This window comes from Streptomyces sp. NPDC004838 (assembly GCF_053600955.1).
Genome location: NZ_JBSGAW010000003.1, coordinates 224,194 through 242,028 on the forward strand (window position 1 = coordinate 224,194; position 17,835 = coordinate 242,028).

The 17,835-nt window shown below is 72.3% G+C and carries 14 protein-coding genes and 2 riboswitches; of the genes, 10 read left to right on the forward strand and 4 right to left on the reverse strand.

What is annotated here, in order from left to right:
* Both ACWEFL_RS05580 and ACWEFL_RS05585 read right to left on the reverse strand, forming a co-directional pair.
* Positions 1-933, reverse strand: a complete 933-nt coding sequence (locus tag ACWEFL_RS05580) for a hypothetical protein (protein ID WP_451707818.1) — start codon at positions 931-933, stop codon at positions 1-3.
* A complete protein-coding gene (locus ACWEFL_RS05585; protein WP_451707820.1) occupies positions 930-3,722 on the reverse strand; it encodes a prenyltransferase/squalene oxidase repeat-containing protein in 2,793 nt (930 codons plus the stop codon). Before ACWEFL_RS05585 ends, ACWEFL_RS05580 begins: the two co-directional genes overlap by 4 nt.
* 366 nt (positions 3,723-4,088) lie before the next feature.
* Positions 4,089-4,164, forward strand: a riboswitch (cobalamin riboswitch).
* A gap of 128 nt (positions 4,165-4,292) precedes the next feature.
* On the opposite strand from ACWEFL_RS05585, the gene ACWEFL_RS05590 reads away from it, so the two are divergent.
* Positions 4,293-5,705 (forward strand): hypothetical protein, encoded by a 1,413-nt coding sequence (locus ACWEFL_RS05590; RefSeq protein ID WP_451707822.1) that lies wholly within the window; start codon positions 4,293-4,295, stop codon positions 5,703-5,705.
* A gap of 218 nt (positions 5,706-5,923) precedes the next feature.
* Here the strand turns inward: ACWEFL_RS05590 and ACWEFL_RS05595 are convergent, their stop codons facing one another.
* Entirely contained in the window at positions 5,924-6,415 is a 492-nt protein-coding gene (locus tag ACWEFL_RS05595) for a DUF4430 domain-containing protein (protein ID WP_451707824.1), read from the reverse strand.
* Positions 6,416-6,878: 463 nt separating this feature from the next.
* A riboswitch (cobalamin riboswitch) is annotated at positions 6,879-7,068 on the forward strand.
* Between the two features lie 598 nt (positions 7,069-7,666).
* On the opposite strand from ACWEFL_RS05595, the gene ACWEFL_RS05600 reads away from it, so the two are divergent.
* The 8 genes from ACWEFL_RS05600 (at position 7,667) to ACWEFL_RS05635 (ending at position 16,021) form a co-directional block, all read left to right on the forward strand.
* Complete coding sequence (locus ACWEFL_RS05600) at positions 7,667-8,665, forward strand: ABC transporter substrate-binding protein (protein WP_451707826.1); 999 nt, start codon at positions 7,667-7,669, stop codon at positions 8,663-8,665.
* A 23-nt stretch (positions 8,666-8,688) separates the two neighbouring features.
* Positions 8,689-9,765 (forward strand): FecCD family ABC transporter permease, encoded by a 1,077-nt coding sequence (locus tag ACWEFL_RS05605; protein WP_451708108.1) that lies wholly within the window; start codon positions 8,689-8,691, stop codon positions 9,763-9,765.
* Entirely contained in the window at positions 9,762-10,571 is an 810-nt protein-coding gene (locus tag ACWEFL_RS05610; protein WP_451707829.1) for an ABC transporter ATP-binding protein, read from the forward strand. Before ACWEFL_RS05605 ends, ACWEFL_RS05610 begins: the two co-directional genes overlap by 4 nt.
* Positions 10,572-10,712: 141 nt before the next feature.
* Positions 10,713-11,444, forward strand: coding sequence for a (2Fe-2S)-binding protein (locus ACWEFL_RS05615; RefSeq protein ID WP_451708111.1), 732 nt, complete (start codon positions 10,713-10,715; stop codon positions 11,442-11,444).
* A gap of 163 nt (positions 11,445-11,607) precedes the next feature.
* Positions 11,608-11,730 (forward strand): hypothetical protein, encoded by a 123-nt coding sequence (locus ACWEFL_RS05620; protein WP_451707831.1) that lies wholly within the window; start codon positions 11,608-11,610, stop codon positions 11,728-11,730.
* A 77-nt stretch (positions 11,731-11,807) separates the two neighbouring features.
* Positions 11,808-13,139, forward strand: a complete 1,332-nt coding sequence (locus tag ACWEFL_RS05625; RefSeq protein ID WP_451707834.1) for a YcaO-like family protein — start codon at positions 11,808-11,810, stop codon at positions 13,137-13,139.
* Between the two features lie 84 nt (positions 13,140-13,223).
* Complete coding sequence (locus tag ACWEFL_RS05630) at positions 13,224-14,246, forward strand: LLM class flavin-dependent oxidoreductase (protein ID WP_451707837.1); 1,023 nt, start codon at positions 13,224-13,226, stop codon at positions 14,244-14,246.
* Positions 14,243-16,021: an MATE family efflux transporter gene (locus tag ACWEFL_RS05635; protein ID WP_451707840.1), complete on the forward strand. Its 1,779-nt coding sequence runs from the start codon at positions 14,243-14,245 to the stop codon at positions 16,019-16,021. The genes ACWEFL_RS05630 and ACWEFL_RS05635 overlap by 4 nt, the downstream gene beginning before the upstream one ends.
* On the opposite strand, the gene ACWEFL_RS05640 is transcribed toward ACWEFL_RS05635, so the two are convergent.
* Positions 15,972-16,730 (reverse strand): nuclear transport factor 2 family protein, encoded by a 759-nt coding sequence (locus tag ACWEFL_RS05640; protein WP_451707843.1) that lies wholly within the window; start codon positions 16,728-16,730, stop codon positions 15,972-15,974. The genes ACWEFL_RS05635 and ACWEFL_RS05640 overlap by 50 nt on opposite strands.
* Positions 16,731-16,827: 97 nt before the next feature.
* On the opposite strand from ACWEFL_RS05640, the gene ACWEFL_RS05645 reads away from it, so the two are divergent.
* Positions 16,828-17,751, forward strand: coding sequence for an AraC family transcriptional regulator (locus tag ACWEFL_RS05645; RefSeq protein ID WP_451707846.1), 924 nt, complete (start codon positions 16,828-16,830; stop codon positions 17,749-17,751).
* The last annotated feature ends 84 nt before the right edge of the window (positions 17,752-17,835 follow it).

The window sequence follows — 17,835 nt, forward strand, 5'->3', positions numbered from 1 at the left end:
TTACCCCGCGCGTCTGCGGCGGTGGGCGGCGTACGCTCCCGCGCCGATGAGCAGGACCAGTACGCCGGTGACCGCCGCGGGCAGATAGGTGCCCCGGTCCGGCTCCGGGGACGCGGCCGGAGCGGCGTCCACGACGGCGGGTCCGGGGGCGGCCACGGCTCTGTCGCTGGTCGCGCTCGCCGGTGCCCGCGAGGCGGACGCCTGCGGTGAGGCGGAGGCGGGGGGACTCGGTGCGGCCGTGGTGCGCGTGGGCGCGGGTTCCCGGGATCTGCCGGAGGGGGTGCGGGTCGGCGACGTGACCGGGGCCGGGCCGGTGTCGGTGCGCGGTGGCGGCGGGGCCGCGGTCCGGGTGTCCCTCGGCGCGGGTTTCCCTCCGCCGGTGGGCCGGGTGTTGTGCGCGCGGAGCTGGTCGGGCGTGACGGTGGGACGGCCCTTGGTGCCGCCGATGTCGGTGCCGCCGAAGATCCACAGGTCCACGCTGCCGGGCTTGGGCCGGTACAGCATGGCGCCGAGCTGGCTGTAGGTCCAGGTGTTCTTGCCCGGGTCGGCGTGCCAGTACGACCAGTAGGCGGACGCGGGCGGGGTCAGTACGCAGTCCTCCTGTTCCGGTGGCGGGAACTGCTTGCCGCCCCGGTGACCGCTGTAGCCGATCCGGCAGATGAACGCGGGTCCGTCGTGCCCGGTTCCGGTGGTGCGCCAGCCTCCCTGGTTGAGCAGTTCGTAACCGGTGGTGGGGGTGGTGCCGCAGGACCGGTAGACGGGCCCTCCCCAGCGGCTGAAGTCGACGGCGAGGACGACGCCCGAGGTGGTGGTGCACTGTCCGATGGGCTGGGGGGCCGCCGCCGCTGGGGCGGCACCGGCGCCGAGACCGGCGGCGGCCAGCCCCAGCGCGGCGGTGCCCCGGACGGCGGCCCGGAGGAGACGCGCCGTCATGACGGTCCCCCGGCGGCGGTCCTGGCCCGGTACCTGCGGACGAGGAGGGTCACCACGCATCCGGCGGCCGTCAGCGCAGCCGCCGCCGCGGCGAGCAGGGTGCCCGGGACACCGGTCGAGGCGAGAGGTCCGCCCTGGCCTCCTCCACCGCCCGTGCCGCTGTCCGAGCCCTGGGGCAGCAGGCCACCGTCGGCTTCGCCGGGGGTGACGATGCGGGGCGGGGTCGGGTTGTCACCGGGGTCGCCCCCGGGCGAACCGGGTCCCGGCGGGCGGGGCGTGGTGCCGTCGAGGCCGCGGGTGAGGGTGCCGAAGGAGATGCCGGTCGCGCCGCCGGCGGCCTGGGTGGAGGCGCGGACGTCAGAGCCGGGCTGGCCGCCCTTGGCGACGTTGAATCCGCCGTCGGCGTTCTGCTGGGAGGCGAGGAAAGCGCGCGCCTTGCCGATCGGCGTGCGGTGGGCGGTGGCGTCCAGGGAGAGCGCCTGCACGGCCAGACCGGCCGAGTTCACCGAGTTCCCGGAGGCGCCGGGGAAGCCGCCGTCCGGGAGCTGGCGGCCCGCCAGCCAGGTCAGCGCCCGGTCGACCGCGGCCTGCGAGTCGGCGTCGGGCAGGAGGTCGAGGGCCATGGCGGCCATGGCCGTGGAGTCCACCTCCGCCTCGCTCGCCTCGCCGATCAGGCTGGGCCAGGCGCCGGAGGATTCCTGAAGACTCTTCAGATAGGCGATCGGCTCGGCGGCCGCCTTCTTGTCGTCGGCCCGGAGTTGGGCGATGACGCCCAGGGACTGGGAGAACACCGAAGTGGCGTTGGTATAGGCACCCTTGGCCGCGCAGGAGCGGTCGGGCGCGGGCGACTTGGCTGCGCAGACGGCCGTGCCGAGGCCGGCGACCAGGTCGCGACCGCCGAAGTCCCTGGGATCGCGGCCCACCGTTTCGGCGAGCAGGGCCGCCTTGGCGATCGATCCGCCGCCGGCGTACTTCGTACCGAGCCTGGTCCAGTCGTGCAGGGTCCGTCCGGTGCCGTCCTTGCCGACGCCGTCGAGGAAGTCGACGACGGTACGCAGGGCGTTGTCGTCGTGTCCGGTGGCGGCGAGCGCGAAGGCTCCGTCGATGGTCAGGCCGTAGTCGGCGAAGCCGCTGCCGGGGGCGTTCTCGTAGTAGCGGCCCTGGACCAGCCGGGTGGGGTGAGTGAGGTAGGAAGTGGCCTTGCGCAGGTCGGGGCTTTTGCCTGCGGGCTCTCCGGGGCCCTGCGGCTCCTCGGGTTCTCCGGGCTTGGGGGGCGGTTCGGTGGTGAGGGCGAGGATGTCCGTGCCGGCGCCGGCGATGACGGCCGGGACGGTGGCGTACAGCAGTGGATCGGTGGAGCCGTCCTCGAAGGAGAAGGCCCCGCTGGGCAGTTGCTGTCGCGACAGCCAGGCGGTTCCGGCGTCCGCGCGGGTGCGGTCGCCCAGAACCCGCAGCGCCTGGGCGGCCCAGCCGGTGCCGTGGGCGCTGCCGGCGGTGCTGTAGGCGGAGGCGGGCCAGCCTCCGTCCGCGAGCTGGGTCTTCGTCAGGTATTCGCGGCCCTTGGCGACCACGGCGTCGTGTCCGCCGGCGCGGTGGAGGGCCAGCAGGATCAGGCCGGTGATCCCGGGCTCGCTGTCGCACCACTCGCCGGAGCGGATGAGGATGCTGGTGAAGCCGCCGTCCTCGCACTGGAGTCCGGCCAGCCGCGCCACCGATGCCGACGGCGGCTTCTGCTTGCCGTTGAGGAGGGCGATCACCGCGAGGGCCTGGCCCTCGGACTGGTAGGTGGTGCGGAAGTCGCCCTCGGTGAGGCAGCCGGGGACCGGCTCGGCGCCTGCGGGGACGGCCGGGCAGGCGTACTTCAGCAGGTCGCCGAGGAGGTCCCGGCCGCCGAAGGAACGCGGGTCACGGCCGGTGGCGAGAGCGACCAGGGCGAGCCGGGCGGCGGCGGTCGCGTCGGGTGCCTGGTCCGTTCCCGCCGGGTAGGCGTACGCCTCGGTCTGCTCGGGCACGGCGAGGAAGTCGGCGGCCTTGGCGGCGGCAGGGCTCTTCCGGTCTGCGGCTGCGAGCGCGAGCACCGTGTCCGCGGTGTCCGCGAACCGTGGAACGCCGCTGTCGTCGACGACCCGTTCGCCGTCCTTGAGCTGCCGGCCGAGCCAGCCTGCGGCGGCGGGGACGTCGACCGTCCCGGGCGGCCCACCGGGGTTCCCGGGGTCCACCGGGCCGGTTCCGCCGCCCGCTCTGACGTCGTCCGGGGAGAACGAGGGCTTTCCGGTGGTGCCGCCGATGTCGGTGGCGCCGAAGACCCAGGCGTCGACGTCGCCCGCGCGTGGGGTTCGTGACATGGCGCCGAGCGGGCTGTAGGTCCAGCTCTTCTGGCCGGGCGAGGCGATCCAGTACGACCAGTAGGCGCTCGGCTGGGGGGTCTGGGCGCAGTCCTCCTGAGCGGGGGTCGGGTACTGGGTGCCCGTGGGGCCGTGACCGATCCGGCAGATGAAGGCGTCGCCGTGGGACTGGGTCCCGGCGGTGGTGAACCCTGCCTCGTGGAGCAGTTCGTAGCCGGTGGTGGGGGTGGTGTCGCAGCCGCGTTCGACCTTGCCGCCGAACTTGCCGAAGTCGACGGCGACGACCGCGCCCTTCTGCGCCGTGCACTCCTCGACGGGCGCAGCGATCGCGGGCGTTGTGAGGAAGGACACGGCCGCGCCCAGCGTCAGCAGTGCCGCCGTCCCCAGGGACAGCAGGCGTCTGCCCGTCCCTCTGTCCTGATCCGTTCGAGTTCCCGTCCCCACCGCTGCCCCTCGGTCCCGGCCGGACACGGACGGGACGTGGCGACGGCCCCGGATCCGGTGTGAACCGGCCACAGGGGCGGGACGACCACGCCGTAGTCCGCGACGGCGCTGTGCTCGTGCTGCTTCTCGGGCACCAGGCAGTCCGGCTCGCCCCGCGCACGGATGCGCGGAACCTACGGTTGCGGGTCAGCGCCGGACTTCGACCGGCTTCCCCTGGTGCTGAACAGTTGTCAGCCGGAGTGCAACACGGGTGAACGGGGGCCGTCAAGATGGCGTGGCTCTCACCTGCGGCGACACCGCCGCACGTGGCGTGGGGCACCTGGCGCGGGCGGGGCGGCTGGGGTAGCGTCCCAGGCTGCCGCACGAGGGGAATCCGGTGGGAATCCGGGGCTGACGCGCAACGGTGTGGGACGGCGGGGAGCCGTTCCGAGCCCGAATACCCGTGCGGTGAGGCATCACTTGGAAGCCGTATTCACGCGATCCGGACAGCGGCCCCGACTCCCCCGTCCCGCCCAGCGCGGCCGGGGAAGGACGGCTTGGCCGCGTCCCCACTCCACAAGGAGCAGGCCCATGTCGCCAACCCGTCGTCCCACGCACCGTCTCGCGCTCGCGGTGCCCGCCGTCGTCACGGCTCTCGCCCTGGCCGCGCCGCCGGCCGGCGCGACCTCCACCCCCGCCCAGATCGCCATCTCGAAGACGAACGGCGTCGCCTATCTGAAGTCCCTTCAGGCCGCGGACGGTTCGTACGCGGGATCGGGGCTGTCGAACGAGTGGGCGTTCAGCGCCTTCGCGGCGGCCGGAACGGCGGTCGTCGATGTCCATCCCGGCGACCCCACCAAGAACGCCCGCAAGGTGTACCGCGATCTGCTCTCCACGGCCGCCTGGCCCTCGGCCTCCCCGGTGGTCACCGACTACCAGCGCGCGACCCTCAACGCCTACGCCGCGGGCATCGATCCGGCCCGGGTCTCCGCCTCCCGCAATCTGATCGCGAACGTCTACGGCTACTGGCAGACCGCGGAACCCGGGTACTTCGGCCCCTCCGCCAACTTCAACGGCACGGTGTTCGCCGCACTCGCGCTCGGCGGCGCGAAGACGCAGGCGGGCGCCACCCGGATCCCCCAGGCGCTCACCGACTCCATGGTCACCCGTATCCGCGCCAACCAGCACACCGACGGCGGCTGGGCCTACGGCAAGGCCGAGGGCAACCCGGCGGTACTCGCCCAGCCCGGCGACATCGACATGACCGGCGCCGCCATGGCCGCGCTCTGCGTATCCGGGGTTCCCGCCACCGACACCGACGTGGTCCAGGGCAAGAACTTCCTCAAGGGCAAGCTGGCCAACCTCTCCGGTGCCTTCAACTCCCTGTACGGAGTGAACACCAGCTCCAACGGCTGGGCCGTCGCCGGACTCAACGCCTGCGGGATCAACCCCCAGACCGGAGACTTCCTCACCCCGGCGGGCAAGACCCCCGTCGACTTCCTCATCGCCAACCAGTACAACCCCGCGGGCGGCTTCAAGTACAAGCCGAGCGACGGCGTCCCGTCCGCCTACTCCTCCACGGACGCCCTGCGTGCGGTCGCCGGCGGCGGATTCACCTCCGCCCCGCCCCTTCCGACGACCGCGGGCGCCTCGCAGTGGGTCGCCCAGTCGTCGTTCACCGCCGGTACGGCCACCAGACTGGCGCTCACCGTCGACGACGGCGCGGGCGGCCTCAAGGTCTGCTCGGTCTCCTTCACCCCGACCGCCACGACCACCACCCTGGGCGACGTCCTCACCGCGGCGGGCTCGGGCGCCACCCCTTCCGGGTGCGTGACCTCGGTCACCCCCTCCTCCGGAACCGGCACCGTCACCGCCGTCAACGGAAAGGCCAACAGCGGCTCCAACACCTGGAAGGCCAGCATCGACGGATCCGCGTTCACCACCGCCACCCGCGGCACGGTGATCAACGTGGGCGACACCATCGCCCTGCGCTGGGGGGCCTGACCCGGCCGGGCTCCGCCGGACGGACCACCGCGCGGCGGAGCCCAGGTCCGGGAACGCCCGGATGTTCCAGGCCCCTTGAGCCCGGGTCGTGTCATCGACCGCCGGGCGAGCGCGGTCCGGCGCGGAGTACGGCGGCACGCCGGGGGCACGTCCTCGTACGAGGACGTGCCCGGGCGGCCCGGCGACGCGGCATCGCGAGGCGGGACTCCGTAACGTGCCTAGAAGGACGTCCAGGTGAAGGACACCTTGTCACCGGCCTCCAGCTTGAACTGGCAGCCGCCCACCGGCGTCGGCACCCCGTTCACCGCGATGCTCCAGTACGCGCCGGCGCCGCCGCTCACGTTCCTGATGGTGTCCACCGTGAAATCGTCGAAGGACGGGTACCAGGTGCCGTCCCAGGTGAAGTGGTGCTTGCGGGCGGCGTCGTCGAGTGCGGCGGTCGGCGTCGGGACGGGACTCGGGTTCGCGCCGCCGTTGGTTCCGTCGCACTGGTGCGTACCGCCCGTGGCGGTCGTCACGTCGTGCCCTCTGGTCTTGATCCTGCCCTTGAACAGCAGCCCGTCCGGGCCGGCCACGGTGACTCCGACCTTGACGGGTGCGTTGGTTCCGGGTGTGTGCGACGCCTGGGCGGTCGCGGTCGGCACGGTGGCGAAGAGCAGGGCGAGGGCCGCGGTGGTGACGGCGGCGCGTCGGGTGGTGTTCGGGCGCATGACTGCCTTTCTGGCTGGTCGGCCCGCACCGCGACCAGGACCGCGCGGGCGGCGGTCGTACCGGGCCCCGAGTGGAGACCGGTGCCACCGCGAGCCGGGGCCCGAGGGCTTCGCGCTGCAGACCATGACAGACGGAAGCGGAGACCGGCCGCATGCCGGGCGCCCCGGCTCGGGACGCGACAACGCCCCACACGGTTGCAGGTCAGCGCCGGACTCTCACCGGCTTCCCCCAGTCATGCGGCTATGCGGTTGTGACCCGGACGGACCGGGCGAAAAGCATCGTACGGACGGACGCACGATCCGGCCAGAGGGCGCATAGAGATGTGAATCACAGTCAACTCCCTTACATTTCCCGATTGTTGTGCGCTCCCCAGGTCTGGTCCGGTGTTTTCAACCGCGCGGTGACGGCGCCCGGGGCGCACATCTCCGCGCATCGGCCGGTTCCCGGCCTGCGGGGTTATGGTCCGATGTGCCCTTCTGTCATGCTGTCGTACTGCAAGGGCGACGGCGGAACGAGGAAGCCGGTGTGAATCCGGCGCGGTCCCGCCACTGTGATCGGCGAGCGGATCCCGAACAGACCACTGCCCCTTTGGGGTGGGAAGGCCGGGACGAGCACTGACCCGAGAGCCAGGAGACTCACGCGGTCGCCTCCTCGAAACGACCGGGGCGGAGTTCCCCGGAGAGGGGGGCTTGTAGCGATGCCCGCGAGCACGACGCCCGTCGGCGCCGCTCCGCGCCGGTTCATGGTGTGGGGGAACCACCGCCGCGGCTGCTTCGAGAGGACCCCACCCGCTCGCCGGGGCACGGACCGGGCGTCCCACACGGCACCCCCCGGTCCACCGTCCCCGATGCCCCCGCAGGCGGGACAGCCCGGCTGCCGTACACCCCGTCGCCCAGGGAACGCGCCGTTCACGGTCGTACGGATTCGGGTAACCCTCCGAGCCCGGCTCAGGGGCTGTCTCCCGCCCTTCTCCGGGCTCGTCGACGACAACGCCACGAGAGGGGACTCCGTCGACCGGGTCCGGGCGGCCGGACCGGACGCCGTCGCCCCGGCCGACTTCCCATGCCCCGACGCCCTCCCATGGCCACGCCGTCCAAGGCGAACCGCTCCCCCGCGCCCTCCGCCCCTGAACGCCCAGGGTCCCTCCCCCGTGCCCGACCCGCTCCTTCGGCGAGCCTTCTGATCCCGCCCGGCCTCCGGACCACCGTCCGGACCGCTCGGCACCGCACCGCGGCGAAAGGAACTCTCAGATGAAGGTCAAGCGCCCGATGACCCGCCTGTCGGCTGCCATGGCCCTGGCCGCCGCCCTGCTGATGTCCGGCTGCGGAGGTGCGGCGGACCGCGACGACGCCCAGCCAGCGGGCACCGCCGCCGAGGGGTTCCCGGTCACCGTGTCCAACTGCGGTGTGAAGACGACCTACGAGCGTCCGCCCCGGCGCGCTGTCTCGCTGAACCAGCACGCGACCGAGGTCATGCTGGCGCTCGGGCTTCAGGGGTCGATGGTGGGCACCGCCTATCTCGACGACCGGATCCTCCCCGAGTACCGACAGGTCTACGACGGGATCGAGATCCTGGCGAAGGAGTACCCCTCGTTCGAGACGCTGCTGGCCGCCGAACCCGACTTCGCCTACGGCGGTTTCGCGGACACCTTCGACCGGCAGGAGGGGCGGGGCCGCGACGCACTCGCCAAGGCGGGGGTCAGCACCTATCTGAACATCGAGGAGTGCCCGTCCGGACCGGTCACGACGGCCACCATGGACCAGGAGATCCGGAACGTGGCAAGGATCTTCGGGGTTCCGGACCGGGCGGAGCGCCACCTGAGACAGCTCCACCGCACCCTGGACGAGGTCGATGACCGCCTCGCCGGTGCCTCCCCCGTGAAGCTCTTCGTGTACGACAGCGGCGACAAGACCGCCTTCACCGCGGGCGGCGCGGGCATCGGCAACGAGATGATCAAGCGGGCCGGCGGGGTCAACGTCTTCGGCGACCTGGACAAGTCGTTCGGTGACGTCTCTTTCGAACAGGTCGCCGAGCGTGCGCCCGAGGTGATCGTGATCTACGACTACGGTGATCGGCCGGCCGCGGACAAGAGGAAGTTCCTCCTGTCCAACCCCGCGCTCAAGGACGTTCCGGCCATCCGGAACAAACGGTTCGCGGTACTGCCGCTGTCGTCCACGGTGCTGGGCGTACGGGTGCCGTCCGGTGTGGAGTCCCTGGCCCGGCAGCTGCACCCGGAACGGTTCCGGTGACCCGCGTCACCGGCACCACGGACGTGCCGCAGACGCGAAGGCCGGACGCGGCGGAGTACGAGCCGGCGGCGGTCCGCCGCCCGGGTGTTCCCTATCCGATCGTGCTCGTGGTGCTGATCGCGCTGCTGGGCGCCTCGGTCACCGCCGGGATCGCGGCCGGGTCCGTCGGCGTTTCGGCCGACGAGGTCTGGGGCATCCTGCTGCACCGGGTGCATCCGTCGCTGGCCGAGCGGGACTGGACGCCCGTCCGCGAGACGATCGTCGTCGACGTGCGGCTGCCCCGGGTGCTGCTGGCCGGTTTCGTGGGCGCGGGTCTGGCGGTGTGCGGCACGGCGTTGCAGGCACTCGTGCGCAATCCCCTCGCGGACCCGATGCTGCTCGGAGTGTCGTCCGGCGCCTCGGTCGGCGCGGTGCTGGTCGTCGTGTTCCACGTCACCGTGTTCGGGGTGTTCTCCCTGCCGGTCGCCGCGTTCATCGGCGCGCTGGCCGCCCTCGTCGCCGTCTACTTCCTGGCCAGGTCCGGTGGGCGGATGACGACGGTGCGGCTGGTGCTGGCGGGCGTGGCGACGGCGGAAGTGCTGTCCGCGCTCGCCAGCTTCCTGGTCGTCACCTCCGGCGACCCGCACAAGACGCAGTCGGCGCTGCGTTGGATGCTCGGCGGTCTGGCGGGCACGACCTGGACGGTGGTGTGGATCCCCGCAGGCGCGGTCCTCCTCGGCACGGCGGTGCTCCTCGGTGTCTGCCGCGCGCTGAATCTGCTGCTCGCGGGTGAGGAGGCCGCCGTCGCGCTCGGCCTGGACGTGCACCGCTTCCGTGCCGCCCTGTTCACACTGGTCGCCCTCATGATCGGCACCATGGTCGCCGTCAGCGGCCAGATCGGCTTCGTGGGACTGATCATGCCGCACATGGTGCGGCTGGTGGTCGGCGCCGACCACCGCCGCGCGCTGCCCGCCGCGGCGCTGCTCGGGGCGGCCTTCCTCATCGCCGCCGATCTGGCGGCCCGTACGGTCATGAGCCCGGAGGAGATTCCCGTGGGCATTCTCACGGCCCTGGTCGGCGGTCCCTTCTTCCTGTGGCTGATGCGGCGGAGGCAGGCATGACGCGTACCGAAGGGGATGCGCCGGGCACGCTGGCCGTGGAGAGCGTCTCGGTGGTCGCCGGACGACGGGCGCTGGTGGACCATGTCTCGCTGCGGGCGGATCCCGGCGAGGTGGTGGGACTCGTCGGGCCCAACGGCGCGGGCAAGTCGACCCTGTTGCGTACCGTCTACCGCGCGCTGCGCCCCACCTCGGGGCGGGTGCTGCTGGAAGGCGAGGACGTCCGGCGTATGTCCGGCAAGGGCCTGGCGCGCCGACTCGCCGCCGTCCTGCAGGAGTCCGCCGGAGAGTTCGATCTGTCGGTGTACGAGGTCGTGGCCATGGGCCGCACTCCGCACAAGCGGGCCTTCGAGGGCGACGACGCCGACGACCGTAGCATCATCATGAGCGCGCTGGCCGGACTCGGAGCCGCGGACCTGGTGCACGCCCCCTTCAGCCGGCTGTCGGGCGGTGAGAAGCAGCGGGTGCTCATCGCCCGTGCTCTCGCCCAGCGCGCGGGGACGATGGTGCTGGACGAGCCGACCAACCACCTGGACCTGCGGCATCAGCTCGACACCCTTCGTCTCGTCCGGGAGCTGGGCGTGACCGCGCTCGTCGCCCTCCACGATCTCAATCTGGCCGCGGCGTTCTGCGACCGGATCTGCGTCATGGCGGGAGGCCGCCTGATGGCCACGGGGTCCCCCGCCGAGGTCCTCACGAAGGAACTCCTGGCCGAGGTCTACCGGGTCGAAGCGGACATCACGACGCACCCCCGTACCGGAATCCCGCACATCACCCTGGTTTCCGGCGACTACTTCGGAAAGGGGTGATCCCAAAAGCCCTCACACATTCCGGCGGCGTCGCGTTCTCCGCCTCGACGGAAAAGGCGAGGAGGTTTTCCCGTCATGCCCCGCGCCGGTTCTCCCCTCGACCACAAGCAATCGAAATCACCCGGAAATCGAGTGCGATCCATTCCTTCGTACCCGACGAACCGAGAAGCGGGAGTCGATGTGTACGCCCTGCGGCCCGCCCCGGCCCGATCTGTCGCCGCCGCCTTGGAAGAGGTCGCGGCCTTCGGCACGTTCTTCACCGTCCGGCTGGGAGGCCCGGACGACGGCTGGCACCCGGTCGAGGACGCGTACGCCGCCGGATGCACGGACCTGATCACCGCGACATGCGACCGGTACGGTACCGGCGAACTGCGCGTCGGCGCCTCCATCGTGCAGCTCGGGCACGCCGCCCGCCTGTGGTCCCCGGTGCTGGCCTGCGCCGTCGTCCACGGGATCGTCCCCGACCTGGGCGGGCTGCGGCGCGCCGACAGCGGCCCGGCCCTGCGGCTGCCCGCGTCCCCCACCGGCTGGTACGCCGACGGCCCTCCGTCCCTGACGGACGCGCTGTACGAGGTCGTGGTGGTCCGGCGGCTGGACGCTCTCGCCGCCGGACTGCGCGTCAAGGTGGCTCCCCGGCTGCTGGCCGGGAACGCGGCGTCGGCGCTGGCCGAGGCCGCGCGTGGCGTTCTGGCGGTCAGACCGGATCTTCGAGAGAAGCTGCACGAAATCGTCGGCGGCCTGCTGGAAACGGGCCGTCTGGCCGAGTCGGGAAGTGTCACCGGAGCGGATCTCCACTTTCGTCGCCGCAGCTGCTGCCTCTACTACCGGGTGCCCGCGGGAGAGAAGTGCGGGGACTGCTCACTGTCCGGTTGATTCGCGTGAATCCCTGCTCGAATTCCTGCCTGAAATATCTGTCCGGAAAGAGGTGTTGAGAATTTCCGCGACTCCACCCTAACCTCTTAATGCACATGCATTGCAGGTGCACAGGATGTGTGGCAGTGCAGGCGTGTCCTGTGCCGGTCTGAGGAGGACTCACATGGCGCACCACGGCTGGGCCGAACCCGAGGAGCCCCAGAACGGGCTCAAGTCCCACACCCCGGCGGTAGACGCACCGTTCGAGTGGCGTGAGGACGAGGCGCACGAGCAGCACGAGGACTGAACAGTGCGGCGGGGCGGCATCGCGTCGCCCCCGCCGCGGCCCCGCCGCCCGAGCACCGGAGAGGAACACGAAGCGCCGTGGTGCCAGATCTGGTCGAACGGATCACCCGTGACAGGCCCCGGGTGGTGACTGTGCCGAGCTGTGTCTCGTACAGCGCCCGTCTGTCGGCGCACCCCGATTTCGCGCCCTGGGTGGTCGACACCGTCACCGGCGGAGCAGCGCTCGGCGACCACGAGCAGGCGCGGGACGCGGCTCTGGGCGAGGCCGTCGAGCGGTACTGCGGCAACGCCGTCCCGGCCGTGCTGCCCACCGCCTCCCACCGCCGGCTGACGCGGACGGGCCGACCCGCGGTGGACCCGCGCGAGTTCGCCCTGTACTCGCCGTCGCAGTACGCGCACCGGGGATTCCCCTTCGTCGCGCCGACCCCCGATCTGGAGATCGCCTGGGTGCCGGGCACGGACCTCGGCGACGGGGAACCGGTCCTCGTCCCGGCGTCGCTGGCCTACGTCAACTACTTCCGCGGCGCCCACGCGGGCGAGCCGCCCCTCAACTACCCGCTCCTGGCGGGCACCGCGGCCGGACCGAGCCCCGGACAGGCACAGCGCGCCGCCCTGGAGGAGGTGTTCGAGCGCGACGCGGTGACGCTGTGGTGGCTGAGCGGCGCACAGGCCACCGCCCTCGTCCCCGAGCCGTCGGGACCGGTCGCGGTGGCCGTCGGCGAGGCGGAAGCGGCGGGGCTCCGGGTGACCTTCCTGCGTATCCCCTCGGCCTTCGACGTCATGGTCGTCGGCGCGTTCATCGAGGACCCGGCGCGGCAACTGGTCGCCTTCGGCAGCGCCTGCCGCCCCACCACGGACGCCGCGGCTGCCAAAGCCCTCACCGAGGCGGTCGGCACGCACGAGACCGGGCTCGAACTGCTCGATCACGGCAGTGACTTCTGGAGCGGTGTCCGTGCCGGACGCGTCGACCGGCGGCCGTACCGGCCCCATCGGCCCGACCGCGCCTACCGGCGGGACTTCCGCCCGGACCTGCGCGACGTCAACGACGTCCGCCTCCATCTCCAGCTCCATCTCGACCCGGGCACGCGGGATGTCCGGGTCCGCCGGCTGCGCGCGCCCGCCACGACCCGCCCCCCTGCGCCGGCCGCCGGTACCGGACTCGCGGGAGGTCTCCGGCAACTGGCCGCACAGGGGCTGCGGGCACTCGCCGTCGATCTGACGACACCCCGCGTCCGGGCCGCCGGCATGCACGTCGTCCGGGTCCTGGTCCCGGGTCTCAGCTGCAACGCCCCGGCGGCCTTCCCGTTCCTCGGCGGACACCGGCTGTACGAGGAGCCGGCCGCCCGAGGCTGGGTGCCCGGACCGCTGCGGGAGAAGGACCTGGTGCTCGACCCCCTGCCCTTCTCCTGACACCACCGCCCGCGACCACCCTCCGGCACACACCCGTCCCACGGACCGGCCCGGCCGTTCCGACACAAGGAAGGAAGCCGCTGTATGCGCCTCGGACTCGCCCTCGGCTACGGCGGAGAACCCGTCGAGCAGATACTCCCGATCGTCGAACGCGCCGAGGAAATCGGCGTCGACTCCGTCTGGAGCGTGGAGGAGTACGGCCCCGACGCCGTCAGCGTGCTGGGCTACCTGGCCGCCCGGACCCGGCGGATCGGACTCGGCACCGCCGTCATGCAGATCCCCGCGCGAACCCCGGCCGCCACCGCGATGACCGCGATGACCCTGGACGTGCTGTCCGAAGGCCGCTTCCGGCTCGGCCTCGGCCTCTCCGTCCCATGGATCGCCGAGGGCTGGCACGGCCAGCCCTACGACCGGCCGCTGCGCCGGACCCGCGAGTACGCCGACATCGTGCGCAGGGCCGTCGCCGGTACCGAACGCGTCGAGTACGACGGCGAGGTCTACCAGCTCCCCTACCGGGGACCCGGCTCCAGCGGACACGCCCGTCCGGTGAGGTCAGAGATGACTCCGCCGCGCTCCGGGATCCCGCTCTACCTGGGGGCGATCGGCCCCCGCAGCGTGGCCCTGACCGGCGAGATCGCCGACGGCTGGCTCTGCGCGCTGTACGCGCCCGAGCACGAAGCGGCGCTGACCCGCCCGCTCGACGAAGGGCTCGCCCGGGCCGGCCGGGCACCGGAGGACGTCCGGATCTGCCCCATCCTGTACGTGGCCCGCGCCGACACCGTCCAGAAAGGCCGCGACCGGCTGCGCCCGCTGTTCGCCCATCTCATCGGAGCGGTCGGCCCCGGGGCCCGCAACACCTACTTCGACGTGGCGTGCCAGATGGGGTACGAAGGCCCGGCCCGTGCGATCAGGACACTGCTCGCCGACGGGCACCGGAAGGACGCCGCCGCCGCCGTCCCAGACTCCCTCCTCGACGAGGCGGCGCTCGTCGGGCCCCTTCCCGCCATCACCGACCGCATCCTCGCCTGGAAGGACTCCCGCGTGGACACCCTGATCCTCCTCGACCGCGACGTCGAACTCCTGGAAGCCGCCCAGACCGCGCTGTGAACGACCGCTCCGACACCGCTCACCACCCGGCCGGACCCCCGGGGGAGGACAAGCCCCCGGACGCCACCGCCGGGAAGGGCCCCACGGCCGACGGCCCCGCGCACCCGTCCGTACGGCGCGTGTGGACACTGGCGTACCCGCTGCTGATCGCAGGGCTGACCCAGATCGTGCTGAACATCGTGGACACGGTCATGCTCGCCCGGCTGTCCACCCGGGCACTGAGCGCGTTCGCGCTCGCCGCGCCCGTGTACCTGGTGGCCCTGATCGTCGTCCGCGGCTGGGCGACGGCCGTTCAGGTGCAGGTCGCCCAGCGCCACGGTGCGGGACGCTCCGACGAGGTCGCCCGGGTGGTCCGGGTCGGCACGGTCACCGCGGCTCTCGCCGGTGTTGCCGTCGGGGCGCTGCTGTACGCCGCCGCCACGCCCGTACTGAACCTGCTGGGGGCTCCCGGGGAGCTGGTCGGGCCCGGTACCGCCTATCTGCGCGTGCTCGCCTGGGCGGTGCCGCTCGCCGCGGCCTCCTTCACCCTTCAGGGAGCCTGTGCCGGGATCGGCGCCACCCGGGTCTCGATGTACACCGCCCTGCTGGTCAACGCGGTCAACCTCCCGCTCGGTCTGCTCCTGATCTTCCGGACCGGCCTCGGTGTCACCGGCGCCGCCGTCGCCACCCTCGTCGCCACAGCCGCCGGAACCGGCTGGCTGCTGCTGTACTGCCGCACACGTCTGCTCCGGCGCCCCGCCGGCGACGGCGACGGCGACGGGGCCCGGGACATCACCCGCGGCCTGTGGCGCCTCGGCTGGCCCGAGATGAGCACCCTGGGCATCGGCTACTTCAACGAGGCACTGCTGGCGGGCTTCGCCGCCCGGATGGGCACCCACGACCTGGCGGCCTACCGCATCGTGGACAATCTGCTGCTCGTGGTCTTCACCGTCCTGGCGTCCGGAGCCTCGGCGGTGACGGTGCTGGCCGGACAGGACATCGGCGGCGGCGACCGGACCCGCGCCGAAGGCTGGCGACGCGCGGGCACACGACTGCTGCTGCTCATGCTCGTTCTGCCGTCGGTCGCGGTCCTCGCCCTCGGCCGACCGCTGGTGTCCGCGGTCACGGCCGACCCGGCGGTCGCCGAACGGGCCTGGGAGAGCGTGCCCCTGGCGCTGCTGAGCATGGCGCCCATGGTGTTCGCGATGCCGCTCGGCGCGCTGCTGCGGGCCGCGGGGGACACCAAGTCGGTGATGATCGCGTCGGTCACCTCCGACTATGTGCTGCTCATCCCGGTCGCCTGGCTGCTCGGCGTCCACGCCGGCCTCGGCCTCCCCGGGCTGTACGCGGCCTGGACTGCGTTCGCCGTTCTCTACGCCCTCCTGCTCCGGCTGCGCCACCGGCGCGGAACGCGGCCGCGGAGCCGCCCGCCGCCCGCCGGCCTCCGTGTGATCCGTAGGCCGGACGGCGAGGCGAGACCAGGAGCCTGTTCACCTAGGCTGGACGGCGAAAGTCCCGCGCTGGCCCGACGCGTCCGGGACATCTGCGAAGGAGAGAGGCTGCCCGAACGCGCTGAACGGACGGCGACGTTCGCCGCTCCGGTCGAAGACGTCAGCGCCGTGTGCGCGGCCGAGCGAGTAGGGGCGCTACGGGTTTCGCGGAAGGTGCGCTCGGTGGCCCGGTACGTGCCCCGGACGAGCGGTGGAGCAGCACCGGTCCTGGTGCGCACGGTGTTCTTCCGCTCGCTCAGAAAAGGCCGTTGGAGTGGGGCAGCTCGGCCGGGACCGGGGCTATGACGTCCCAGTGCTCGACGATCTTGCCGTCGGCCACGCGGAACAGGTCCCAGTAGGCGACCGGCACGCCGAACTCCCCCTCGGACTGCAACAGCACGAAGTCGCCCTCGGCCAGGACCTTGTGAACGGTCCGGTAGACCAGGTTCCTGCCCTGCTCGGCCCACCTGGCGGCCGCGGCCCCGAAGCCGTCCAGACCGTCGGCGGCCTCCGGATTGTGCTGCAGATAGGTCTCTGTGGAGATGTAGTCGGTCAGCACCGAGTAGTCGGCGCCCTTGAGGACCTTCTCCGCGAACGCGGTCACCAGCTCGCGGTTGGCCTCGGTCTTGTCCAGGTCGCTCGGCGCGGCCGGGCCGTCCGTCTGCGAGCGACCGGAGGCCGTGTCCGCGACGAGCGGGGCCAGCGCGTCCCAGTGCTCCGCCAGCTTGCCGTCCGCATCCACACGGAACAGATCGAAAGCCACCACCGGCTCCGGGCCGAAGCCGTGGTACGTCCCGTGCAGCGCCACCAGATCCCCGTCGGCGATCACCCGCGCGCCCTCGTAGCGAAAGCCCTCCGGCAGACCCGCCACCAGCTGCCGCAGCGCCTCGGGACCGTCCGCGACCAGGCTGCTGTGCTGATGGTAGTCAGCGGCCACCCAGCGGTCCACCGCGCCCGGGTCCCTGTCCCCGAACAACTCACCAGCCGCCGTGAGCACGTTCTTCTTGCTGCTCATGTCATGTCTCCGATCTGCACATTCCGGTGTCGCCTCGTTCACCGGCCCGCTTCCCACTCTTCCGTCACCCCGGCCCCCGCGCACGGTAGGCTCAGGTATGGCTATGGTCGAAATGGGACAGACTTCGGTGATCGAACGGGGCTACCGCAACCCCAGCCGACCCGGTCTGCGCCTGGAAGTGCTCACCTTCGCCGACCTCACCCGCCGCCTGCCGGGCGAGGAGTACGAACGAGTGCACCGGCTGGACTTCCACCACCTCACCCTGGTTCACCAGGGCGAAGGCACCGCCATGGTCGACTTCGTCGACCGTCCCTGCCGACCGGGCACTCTGCTCCACGTCCGTCCCGGACAGGTCCAGCGCCTGCCCACAGCACCCGACGGCGCTCCCGCGGACCTGGACGCCGCGGTCATCCTGTTCACCTCGGACTTCCCGCCCCGGCTCCCCGCGAGCATCCGGGTAACCGACGACCCGTTCGGCCCGGCCTTCTGGGAACTCGGCCCCGGTGACCACGACCGCTTCCGCCGCGCACTGGCCGACCTCGCCACCGAGTACGCCGAGCTCCCGGACCAGGACCCGGAGACCACCAGGGAACTCCTGCGCCAACTACTGGCCGGGATCCTGCTGCGCATCGCCCGCCTCCCCGCCCCCGACGGCAGCTCACAGGCCCAGGCGCAGAAGCCGTACCACCTCTTCCAGCACGAACTGGAGCGCTCCTTCGCCGTTCTGCGTCAGGCCCACGACTACGCGACCCGGCTCGGCTACTCCCTCAAGACCCTCAACCGCGCCTGCCGGAGCGCCACCGGACACACCGCCAAGCAGCTCATCGACGCCCGCGTCGCCCTGGAGGCCAAGCGCATGCTGGCCCACACCGACCTGCCCGTCGCCGGCATCGGCCACCGACTGGGCTTCACCGAACCCACCAACTTCGGCAAGTTCTTCACCCGCGCGACCGGCCAGACCCCAGGTGCCTTCCGGGACGCACAGACCCGACCGACCGCAGGCCGGCCGAGCGACGCGTGAGCCCGGCGGCCAAAGCCCGAGCCCGGGCGCACCGGAGCCACGCCCTCCTCCTGCCCGCGGAGATCCGGCGCCGGCCTTCCGGAC